General features: G+C 53.9%; 7 protein-coding genes. 6 read left to right on the plus strand and 1 reads right to left on the minus strand.

From position 1 onward, the window contains the following. Positions 1 to 486: 486 nt before the first annotated feature. Positions 487 to 1,773, minus strand: coding sequence for a GTPase HflX (hflX, locus tag DFP98_RS35310; protein ID WP_425455575.1), 1,287 nt, complete (start codon positions 1,771 to 1,773; stop codon positions 487 to 489). A 512-nt stretch (positions 1,774 to 2,285) separates the two neighbouring features. Between hflX and DFP98_RS35315 the strand changes: the two genes are divergently transcribed. The 6 genes from DFP98_RS35315 (at position 2,286) to DFP98_RS35340 (ending at position 11,515) form a co-directional block, all read left to right on the plus strand. After that, positions 2,286 to 3,992 carry a sensor histidine kinase gene (locus tag DFP98_RS35315; RefSeq protein ID WP_116065343.1) on the plus strand — a complete coding sequence of 569 codons (1,707 nt, stop codon included), beginning with the start codon at positions 2,286 to 2,288 and terminating at the stop codon, positions 3,990 to 3,992. Continuing rightward, positions 3,989 to 5,632 (plus strand): response regulator, encoded by a 1,644-nt coding sequence (locus DFP98_RS35320; RefSeq protein ID WP_116065344.1) that lies wholly within the window; start codon positions 3,989 to 3,991, stop codon positions 5,630 to 5,632. Before DFP98_RS35315 ends, DFP98_RS35320 begins: the two co-directional genes overlap by 4 nt. A 106-nt stretch (positions 5,633 to 5,738) precedes the next feature. Further along, positions 5,739 to 7,019 (plus strand): ABC transporter substrate-binding protein, encoded by a 1,281-nt coding sequence (locus tag DFP98_RS35325; protein ID WP_116065345.1) that lies wholly within the window; start codon positions 5,739 to 5,741, stop codon positions 7,017 to 7,019. A gap of 93 nt (positions 7,020 to 7,112) precedes the next feature. Further along, the gene (locus tag DFP98_RS35330) at positions 7,113 to 7,985 is read left to right on the plus strand and encodes a carbohydrate ABC transporter permease (RefSeq protein ID WP_116065346.1); all 873 of its coding nucleotides are present in this window, start codon (positions 7,113 to 7,115) and stop codon (positions 7,983 to 7,985) included. 12 nt (positions 7,986 to 7,997) lie between these two features. Further along, the gene (locus DFP98_RS35335) at positions 7,998 to 8,822 is read left to right on the plus strand and encodes a carbohydrate ABC transporter permease (protein ID WP_209072823.1); all 825 of its coding nucleotides are present in this window, start codon (positions 7,998 to 8,000) and stop codon (positions 8,820 to 8,822) included. An 11-nt stretch (positions 8,823 to 8,833) separates the two neighbouring features. Further along, positions 8,834 to 11,515, plus strand: a complete 2,682-nt coding sequence (locus DFP98_RS35340) for a glycoside hydrolase family 2 protein (RefSeq protein ID WP_116065347.1) — start codon at positions 8,834 to 8,836, stop codon at positions 11,513 to 11,515.

Here is an 11,515-nt window from a genome sequence, read left to right on the forward strand (position 1 = left end):
CAGGGTTAGCACCCTTAACGCCGTCATTTTTCAATTAGGCACCTTTTTTTCAAGCGAGCTGTTCTAAAAGTGAGCTAGAACTTACTTTTGAGACAGCCTCATCTTTTTTTGCATCGGGGTCGACTCGGGCGTAAGGAATAAGGCCGCCCCGCGTACTTAACCGCCCGGAATCGACTCGGGCGTAAGGAATAAGGCCGCCTCGCGTACTTATCCGCCCGGAATCGACTCGGGCGTAAGGAATAAGGCCGCCCCGCGTACTTAACCGCCCGAAATCGGCTCAGGCGAAAGGAATAAGGCCGCCCCGCGTACTTAACCGCCCGGAATCGACTCGGGCGTAACGAATAAGGCCGCCCCGCGTACTTATCCGCCCGAAATCGACTCGGGCGTAAGGAATAAGGCCGCCTCGCGTACTTATCCGCCCGGGGTCGACTCGGGCGTAACGAATAAGGCCGCCCCGCGTACTTATTCGCTCGGAATCAGCAAAGACTAAGCTTGTTCCACAGCGGCGAACAGGTCTTGATACTTGTCGTAATCGGCCTGCCGGCAGGTCATTTCCAGCCGGGTTCCGTTCTCCTCGTGGCTCATGGCGTGGATGACCGCATTCTCTTTGAAGTAGGAAACGAGTCTTCCCTGAGCGAACGGGATCAGCACCTCGCAGGTTTTGTCGTCCGTGAAAATCCGTTTGCCGATCAGGCTGACGAGCTCGTCGATCCCGACGCCTTTCCACGCCGACAAGTAGATGCCGCCGTCGGCCTCTTCGGGATAGCTTTGTCCTTCCGCCAAGTCCGCTTTGTTATAGACATACAACGACGGAATGTCCCCGGCTCCGAGCTCGCGCAGCGTCTCGTTCGTCACTTCGATTCGCTTGGCCATCTCCGGATCGGAACAGTCGACGACGTGCAGCAGCAGATCGGCTTCCGTTACTTCTTCGAGCGTGGAGCGGAACGCTTTGACCAGATGGTGGGGCAGCTGGCTGACAAAGCCGACCGTGTCGGCAAGCAGAAACGAGCGCCGATTCGGCAGCGCGATGCTGCGCACCGAAGTCTCCAGCGTGGCGAACAGCATATCCTTGGCCAGCACTTCCTTGTCCGAGCCGGGATCGACCTTCCGAATGACCGCGTTCATCAAGCTGGATTTCCCCGCATTTGTGTAGCCGACTAGGCAAACGACGGGAATTTCGTTTTTGCGCCGCTGGTTTCGTTGGACTTGGCGCCTGGCCACCAGCTTCTCTAGGTCGTCCTGCAGCGCAGAGATGCGGTCCTCGATGCGTCTGCGGTCCAGCTCCAGTTTCGTTTCGCCCGCGCCCCGGTTTTTCAAGCCCGACCCGCCGCCTTGGCGGCCGAGCGATTCGCGCAGCCCGATCAGACGCGGCAGCATGTACTGCAGTCTGGCGACTTCGACTTGAAGCTTGGCTTCCCGGGTCTGGGCCCTGCTGGCGAAAATATCGAGGATAAGCAGCGTCCTGTCGATGACTCGGCAGTCCAACTGCGCCTCGAGATTGCGAATTTGCGAGGGAGACAGCTCGTCGTTGAAGATAGCGATACCGGCCTGATTGGCCGTCATTGCTTCTTTTAATTCCTCAATCTTGCCGCTTCCCATATAGGTTCCGGTGATGATCTTTTCCGCTTTTTGCGTTACCTCTCCGACAACCTCCAGCTCGCAGGCGTCGGCCAAGCTGCGCAATTCCTCCATCGAAGCGCGGAAGCCGGGCGCCTGGTTCAGTTGAACTCCGACCGCGATCGCTTTATCTCTCGTTTGTTCTATTCGTTCCATATATTAATTCCTCCATTTTCGTATCCCTTCGTAAAAAAACGCAACAAAAAACACAGACATCTCTCTGCCTGTGCGGTCGTATGACGATAGAGGTTCCGAATGGACCATACCTATACCAACGGCGCAATACAAACGAACATGCCCGAAAAACAGATGGCGATCACCGTTCGCCATCCATCATCCGTTCCGCACATATCCGTTCCGTTCGCCGTTATAAAAGGGTTATAGGACAGACTTATCCAGAGTCCTCTGCACGCAGGCAGAGCCTTAAGCGCTATTCAATTAGCCGCGCAAGGATCTAACTCGGATGAAGTCTACCACACGTAACCCCTCCATTTCCTGTAAGTATGAGTTAGTGTAGCACAGTAGGGCTTCCAGGTAAAGCGGTAAGGCAAGATTTCGCTAAGGCAAGTTGACACGTCATGAGGTCGCGCCTATGCTTATGAGCATAATATAGGCCTGTCTATATATCCTAATTCTGCCCGCGCTTCGGACATTCTGGGGTGAACGCCATGCGCATCAATTTCAAATACAAGCTTTTTATATCCTTGATCGCGATCCTTCTTCTGGCGTCGGTCACAATCTCCGCGATCTGGTATGCGCATTCCCGGAACCTGATCACGGACACGATTCTGCAGTCGACCGAGCTTCTCCTGAACGAACGGAACCGGGAGATCGGCAAGACGATCGCGGGGATCGATTACCAAAGTCGGCTGTTGTCTGTCAACAACGCGAACGTGGACAGGGGACTCGGCAATAAGTGGAAAGACCCCTTCTTGAATTCGCAAGCGAACAAGAAGCTGAACAGCTATATCGACAGCGTGTATTCCGGAAGCTTGTCTATCCAAGCGATTGAGTTGGGCAACGACCGCGGGGATTTTTACGGCAGGGGCATCCGCAGAGGGTACCCTTATCTGAGGGAGGAAGGAATCGACCGTTTGCTGGCGCAAAGTCCCGACGAACTTCTCGTTCTGCCCTATTACGACAAAGGACAAAACGTCAAAGAAATCATGTTCTATCGCGCGCTTTCCTATTACGGGAAAAATATCGGTTATTCCATGATCAGCATTTCTTCCGGAGCGCTTCAGGAAACGTACGAGGGCATTTTTCTCAAAAACGCCATCGTTACCGTTAGAAACGCTCAAGGCCAAGCCCTGTACACTTCCGGTTACTCCGAGGAATCGCCTAACGAAACGATCGCGAAATTATTCGAGAAATCGGAGGCCGGGGGCAAGCATTTGGTGAAGGATGAGCAGGGCAAGGAGTGGCTGGCCATTCGCCAGAACGTCGCTTCCGGCTACCTGACGGTTCAGGTGGCGGTGCCGATGGAAGATATTCTGGCTAACATCAAGAGCAAGTTCGCCGATATTTTGTACATTACATGTTTGCTGTTCGGATTGCTGCTCGTGATCGTTTTTTTCGTATCGAACTATATCGGACGTAACGTCGCCAAAGTCAGCAATGCGATGCAGAGGTTCAGCGCAGGGGACCTGGAACGGACGCTTGTCATTCGCAGCAACGATGAATTCAGCGCGGTCGCGGAATCCTTCAACGAAATGACACGCAGCATCCGACAGCTTCTGGAAGACGTCAAGGCGAAGGAAAAAGAAAAGCTGGACCTTGAAATTCGGGCCCTTCAAGGACAGATCAATTTGCATTTTCTGTTCAACACACTAAATACGATCAAAAACCTTGCGTATATTCAACGAGTCACGAATATCGACCGGTTGGTCGGAGCGTTGATGGAATTGCTGAATATCAGCATGGCGAAGGGGACGAGCGAGACGACGCTAGAGACGGAGATCGCCTATGTTGAGCATTACTTGGAAATTTACCGCTACAAGTCGGTCAAAGAAATCGAATGCGTGGTCGACGTCGACGAGGAAGCGAAGGATGCCGAGATTCCGAAATTTATGCTTCAGCCGATCGTCGAGAACGCGATTATTCACGGCATCGAAGCCAGCGACGAAGACAAAAACGGACTCATCTATATTAAAGCGTTCAGAAACGGGCAGGATATCGAGATTACGATCTACGACAACGGCCAAGGCTTCGATCCGCAGGAAGGGATCGGGTTCAGCGGCATTGGGATTTCCAACACGGATCGGCGCATCAAAGCCCGTTTCGGCGAAGCATACGGAATCCGGATCGAGAGCATTCCCCACGAGTCTACGACCGTACACATCCGTATCCCGTACCGGAGGGAGGACACACCATGATCCGCATCGTACTCGTCGACGACGACGTGCTCGCGCTGACGAGACTCAAGCAGCTGATCCGGCTCGAAGACGTTCAGGTGGCCGGGGAATTTACGCAGGCGGAACAGGCGCTGGAGTTTCTGAAGCGAGAAAAGGCGGACATTCTCATTACGGATATGAGAATGCCGAAGGTGGACGGGATCGAGCTTATACGAAGAATCAAGGAAGCCGAGCCGGATGTTCAATTGATCGCCGTCAGCAGCTACGAGGACTTTCATTACGTCAAGATGAGCTTTAAAGAGGGCAGCATCGACTATATCTTAAAGCATGCGTTGAACGAGGAGAGCTTGACGAAAGCGCTGATGGAAGCCATAGCCCGGGTTCATGCAATCAGAGAGAATAAGGACCGGACGTCGCCTTCTCCGGATGAAGGGCTTGCTGCGGAAAGCCGGCAAGCACTGAAGAATCAATTGCTAACGCTTCTGCTCAAGGGTGAGATTCAGGCGGACGAGGCTCGGGAGAGGATGGACAAACACGGCATTCACCTTCGACTGGGGAGCGCGATCGTTGTCGCCTGCGAGATCGACGGTTACCGCAAGACGGTCGAAGGCTTCGAGGACAAGGATAAGTCCATTTTCTTGAGCTCGGTTCATGATCTCATGGAACGCGTGCTTGCCAAAGTGCCCGAGAAAGAAATTGTGCGAGCGGAGGAAGGGCGATATGCGCTGATTCTTTCTTACCCGCACGTGAAGAGCCATTTATTCATCTACAGCGCTACGTACGAATACTGCGGACGGCTGATCTCTACGCTCGGCAAAATGCTAAATATCAAGCTTTCGGTCGGCATTGGCGGATTATGCTCGGATATCGCGGACATTCCCGCATCGTACCGTAAGTGTCTGGACATGTTGGACAACAAGCTGTTCGAAGGAACTGGCAAAGTATTCGACGCTCAACGGACCCTCTCCAAGCCGGTGGGAGCCGGGAACGGCTCTTCGGCGCGGATTCCGATTAATCAGGACGAGATTTACGGGGAATTGACCGAAGGAAGCACGGGCTATCGGGATACGATCGAGGGGTTGTTCCAACGCTTCTCCGAGGGGAAGATTCCGCTTCAGATCATTCAATTGCATCTGGTCGATCTCCTGAACGCGGGTTTCAAGGCGATCAAAAGCCGGGAGCTTCTTAAGCTGCAGGAGGAATATAGCTTTAACTTGCTGTACCAGGAAGTTCATGCGGCGGAGACGATCGAAGAGATGAAGCGGATTATTCTCGATTTCTACGAAGCGATTGCCAACGCCGCGCTGGAACATAAGCGGATGCAGGAACGGAATTACAATAAGCATACGATTCGGGCGATCGAAATCATCGAAAGGGATTACGCGAAGGCGATTTCCCTGCAGGACGTTGCCGACGAGCTTGGCGTTCATCACACATATTTGAGCAAAGTGTTTAAGGCCGATACGTCGCACAACTTTACGGAATTTCTAAGCGGATACCGAATCGACAAAGCCAAACGGTTGATCGAGACGGGCAAATACAGGCTCAAAGAAATCTACGGCCGCGTCGGATTTAACCAGTACAATTACTTCTTTAAGGTATTCCGGCAAGTCACGGGGCTGACGCCGACCGAATATGAGCGGCAAACCACAAAAAAATAGAGTAGAAACCAAAAACGTGTAGCCTTTTAGGGGCTCGCGTTTTTTTATAATGGGGAAGCAACGCAAGGGAACACTACTATCGCGAGATTAGAGGGGGAAATGCACAATGAACAATCGAGTTTATAAAATCGCATCGCTATCTCTGGCATCGGCACTGCTGATGGGAGCTTTGGCAGCATGCGGCAACGGCGGGGATAACGCCGCTCCGTCGGCTTCCGGAACGGCTTCGCCGGGCGGGAACGCATCGGGCGAGAAGATCAAGATCCGCTATGCTACGGGAGATTCGGGTCCCGCCGTTGCGGTTCAGGAGGATATCGTCAGAAGCTTCAACGAGTCGCAGGACAAAATCGAAGTCAAGCTGGAAACCTACGGTACGGCCTTCGACCAGAAGCTGACGGCCGCGCTTGGAGCGAAGAACGCGCCGGACGTCGTAAAAATGTGGAACTTCCCGGCTTACTATCAGAGCCTAGTTCCGCTTGACGACAAGATTAACGCACTCGAAGACAAGAAGGATTTTTACGAGACGTTGTTCAACTACGCCAACATGGACGGCAAGATTTACGGCATGCCGATCGGCTTTTCGACCCGAGCCCTCCACTATAACAAAGCGTTGACCGATGCGGCGGGCGTAACGGTCGGAGAAGACTGGACGATGGAGGATTTGAGGGAGGCTGCCAAGGCGACGACGAAGGACGACGTGATGGGCTTGTACTTCTATTACAATCCGGATCCTTATGCGTTCGAATCGATCTTGTGGTCCAACGGCGGAGAGTGGATCGACGACAACGGCGCTCCCGTCGTTAACAGCGAAGCAAACAAGGAAGCGTTCCAATTTATGCACGATTTGATCTACAAAGATAAAGCCGCCTACGCTGCCAATCTTTCGGACGATTTCGGACAAGCGATGGGCTCGGGCAAATATGCTTTCGGCGAGATGGGCAAATGGTTCATTCCTTCCATTAGGGATGCCGGCGTCGATCTGGGCATCGCTCCGATGCCAGGCTTCAAGGACGGCACGAGCATGAGCGTCGTTCACGCCTCCTTCCTGTCCGTCACGAACAGCAGCAAGAACGCCGAAGCGGCATGGGAATTCATTAAGTACTATACGTCCTACGATTCCGTCAAACAGCTGGGTCAGATTGAAATGCCGGTTCGCGAAGCGGTAGCGAAGGACCTCGGCTACTTGGAAGACGCCCAGATCAAACCGTTCTACACCATGTTGGAGCGTTCCGTCTCGAAGAGGCCGTCGCTGGTCAAAACCGCGAAATGGCCCGAGGTCAGCGCGGAGCTGGCAGCGGCTCTAGAAGCGGTGTTCGCCCAGGACAAAGCCGATATCGGGGCGATCTTGGACGAAACGCAAAGCAAAGTCGAAGGCATCATGAAATAACAATACCGCCTGTATGAGTGTGAAAGATGGCTGCCCGGCGTTCCCGCAAGGGCGGCCATCTCTCGTTATCGAGGCCAGAACGGAGGTATCGCGATGCAACTCAAGGGCAGACGCAAGATCGTTCCCTATCTATTCATCTCCCCTTTTCTCGTCGGACTGTTCGTGTTCACGCTTTTTCCGCTGCTCTTCTCTTTATTCATGAGCGTCCACGATTGGAACATCATGGGGGGGAAAACGTTCGTCGGATTCGGCAACTTTTCGAAGCTGTTCCAAGACGATAACTTCGCCCATTCGTTAAACGTGACCTTCAAATATTCGGCCCTTCTCGTTCCGCTTAACGTCGGAATCGCGTTGGTGCTGGCGCTCCTTCTGAGCGCGATCCGCCGGGGAGCGGGTTTCTTCAAGACCGTGTTTTACTTGCCGAGCATCATCTCGGGAGTCGCGCTCGCGCTGATCTGGACCTGGATCTTGAAGGACAAGGGCATTCTTAATCATCTGCTGACCGCGGTCGGACTGGATGCCGTGCCGTGGCTCAGAAGCCCGGGAGCAGCGCTGTGGGCGGTCGTGCTGACGACCATCTGGGCGCAGGGAGCTATGATGATGGTTTTTCTGAGCGGAATCAAAGCGATCCCGTCCCAAGTGAACGAAGCCGCAATGATCGATGGGGCAACAGGCTTCACCAGGTTCAGGACGATTACGATGCCGCTGCTCAGTCCGACGATCGTCTATAACCTGATTATGGCGATTATCGCTTCTTTCCAGCAATTGACCGTGGTAATGAACCTGACGAATGGCGGGCCGCTCAAGTCGACTTATTTGTACGCGCTGTTCGTGTACGAGAATGCGTTCAAGAAATTCCAGCTCGGCTACGCGGCCGCCAGCGCCTGGGTCATGTTCCTGATTATTCTCGCTCTTACCGGCGGAGTGCTCTATCTCTCCAAGAAATGGACTTATTACGAAGTATAGGAGGTGATCCAGATGAGCCAAAAAACGGTGAAAATCGGCATCTACGCGCTGCTGGCGCTTCTATCGGTCGCTTTTATTTTTCCGCTCCTCTGGGCGTTTCTCACAGCGGTACGGTCGGCGGCGGAAGCCGGCGCTTACCCTCCGAAGTTTCTTCCGAACGAATGGCGATTCGATAATTTCGCGGAGGCTTGGCAAGCGCAGCCGTTCAGCCGCTATTTAGGCAACTCCGTTATTGTAACGACGTTATCGGTCTGCGGAATGACTCTCTCCAGCGCGATCGTCGCTTACGGATTCTCGCGGTACAACTTCAAGGGAAGGGAATTTTTCTTTCTCCTGCTTCTGTCGACGATGATGGTGCCCTGGGACGTGCTCGTAATACCTCTCTACATGCAGTTCAATTGGTTCGGCTGGCTGGATACTTTGCTTCCTTTGATCGTTCCCGCTTTTTTCGGCGGCGCCTTCTACATCTTCCTGATGCGTCAATTTCTGCGCGGCATTCCCCATGACTTCGAAGAATCGGCTTACCTGGACGGAGCGAACGATTGGCAGATCTTCGCGAGGATTTTCCTCCCGTTGATGAAGCCCCAGCTCGCCTTGGCGGCCATTATGTATATGATCGTCGTTTGGAACGATTATCTCGGTCCGCTGGTGTACATCTCGAATTCGGACAAATTCACGCTTCCGATCGGACTGTCCTTGTTTAAGGGCGCCTATACGACGGACTTTACTTCGATTATGGCGATTACCGTCCTGATGACTTTGCCGACGATCGTCGCCTTCTTCTTCGGGCAAAAGCAGATTCTTAACGTAAACGTCTCTTCAGGCGTGAAAGGATAGGGGAGAGCAGAATGAGAACCATCGAGTTAAACGGTCAATGGACGATCGGATACGGCGATACGAAGCGGCGTCCGATTCAAGTGCCGGGCGTTGTCGAGAGCGTGGCGGAGGACCGCGGTTATCCCGGGCCGTACGAATACCGGAGGAGCTTCGAACTGTATGACGTTGAGGAAGGAGCCTCCTACGTGCTGCGCTTCGACGGCGTAAGTTACGCTTGCGCAGTCATCTGCAACGGCGTAGAGGCGGTTTCCCACGAAGGGATCTGGGACGGATTCGCGGCAGATGTGACGGGACTGGTCCGGCAAGGATTAAACGAGTTAACGGTTAAGGTGATTAAACCCGATTTCGACAAGGAAAGCCCGTACTTCTTCCGCTCCGTCCTGTTCGGCTTCATCCCGGACGTTATGCTTCCTTTCGGGGGCATCTGGAAGGACGTTTTTTTGGAGGTCAAAGGAAGGGCGTATTTCGAGGAAATCCGGTGCCGGTTCGATACCGAGCATGGCCGGATTGTCACGGAAAGCCGTCTGGCCGGCAGCGGTGTCCGGAGCGGGCTCGTTCTCTCCGTGTCCGTCAGGGATCCTGACGGAAACATTGCCGTAACGAGACACCCCCATGAAGAGCTGGTAGCGGTCGACGTGGACAACGTTAGCGTCTGGTCCCCGTCGTCGCCGTCCCTGTACGAAGTCGAAGTCCGGTTGATGGATGGGGAAAATGTCGCGGACGTCTACCGAATCAAAGCCGGCTTCCGAAGGATCGAGGTCCGGGACGGAGAAATTGCGATAAACGGAGAGCCGTTTTACATGAGAGGGGTAATCCATTGGGGCTGTTATCCCGAGAAGTTCGCTCCGAACCCGACCTACGACGAAGTCAAAGACGAACTGATCAAGCTGAAAGCCGCCGGCTTTAACGCCGTCAAGCATTGTTTATATTTTCCGCCGTCCTATTATTACGAGCTGTGCGACGAGATGGGCATCGTCACTTGGCAGGAGCTGCCGCTATGGCTTCCATACGCCAACGAGAGGATGCTGCCGAGAATTTACGAGCAGTATCCGAAAATGCTAAAGCTGTTCATGCACTACCCTTCGGTGTCGCTGGTCAGTTTGGGCTGTGAGCTGGACGCCACGATCGAAGGCGATACGCTGAACGCTCTGTACGCCATGGTCAAAGCCGAGGATCGCGCCATGATCATCTGCGACAACAGCGGCTCAGGGGAATGCTTCGAAGGCGTAAGCAATTCCAGCTCGGACATCTATGATTATCATTTCTATGCCGAGCTCTACCATCTGGACGGGTTGATCAACGAGTTTACGAGAAGCTACAGAGACATCAAGCCTTGGCTGTTCGGAGAGTACAATGACGCCGATACGTACCGGCTGACTCGCGAGACCAGGGAGGCTTTCGCGAACGCATGGTGGGTCGATTCAGACGAACGCGTCAATCCGTTGCGGCAGGTCCACAAGGGCTTCGGCTCCGATCAGCCGATCTACCATCAGGAGGCCATCCTGGATCGATACGGCATCGCCGAAGAGGCAAACCAATTGCAGGACCTGAGCTATCGACAGATGCATAGTATTCGCAAGCATATTCTGGAGCTGACCCGGAGCTACGACGAAATCAAAGGCTACAATATTACGACGATCAAAGACGTGCCGATCACGACCTCGGGCATCTTCGACGACAAGATGAATCCAAAGATCGACCCCGAGAGCCTGCGCAAAGTGAACGGCGACATCGTTCTCTCGTTCAACAAGGATCTGACTAGGATATGGGACAACGGGGCGGATCGTTTTCTTAACAAGGACATGTACAACTACTTTTCCGAAGATACGGTCGCGGGGCGAATCACGTTATCCAATCGAGGCGCGGATCCGCTCGAGGGCGAATACGAGGTAACGCTTCGCGAGGGGGATCGCGTGTTGTTCCGTCACCGGGACGTTTTCTCCGCCCCCAAGCATCGGGTCAGACAGATCGCCCAATTAGCGATCAAGCTGCCGACAGTTAACGAAGTCGCTCGGTGCGAGCTCTCCGTTAAGCTGGTTTATGCCGATGGGGAGTATTCGAACGAGTGGGACCTCTGGTTGTATCCGCGAGAGCTGACCGCCAAGCGGGCCCATCTGTTCGATCCTGCCGGGAGCTTCGCCGGAATCGAGAGCCTGTTCCGGATCGAGAGATTGGCTGCGGCTGAACAAGCCGTCCAGCTCGGCGAAGGGGACATTCTGCTGACGACGGCTTTCGACGAAAAGATCGAGAGCTTGGCCGCGGAACGGGGAATCGGAGTCCTCTTCGTTCAGAAAGGCGAAGGCTTCTTCCCGTTGACTTACAATCCTTTCTACCGGGAAAGCGTCAAGAAGGTGTTCGACCACCCGGCAACGGCGGATTTGAAGCATCTCGGCTATGCCGGCATGCAATTTTACGGAGTCGGGACGGACAGATACTTCGACAAGCTGGAAGCGGAGAAGAGAATCGGCTACTCCTATACCCCAATCGTGCGGAGATACGACGCGAGGAAATTCGCCGCCGGCGACTATTTGCTGGAGTATCGCAAAGGTAAGGGACGTTTTCTGGCCACAACGCTGAATCTGGATGGAGGCCAGGGAAGCCAACCGCATAGCTTCAAGCACAATGTATTCGCGATACGACTTCTACATGAGATAGTCAGTTACCTGGAAGTAGAGGCGCAAGGGGGAGCATGA

This window comes from Cohnella phaseoli (genome assembly GCF_003386235.1).
Classification (GTDB): Bacteria; Bacillota; Bacilli; order Paenibacillales; family Paenibacillaceae; genus Cohnella; species Cohnella phaseoli.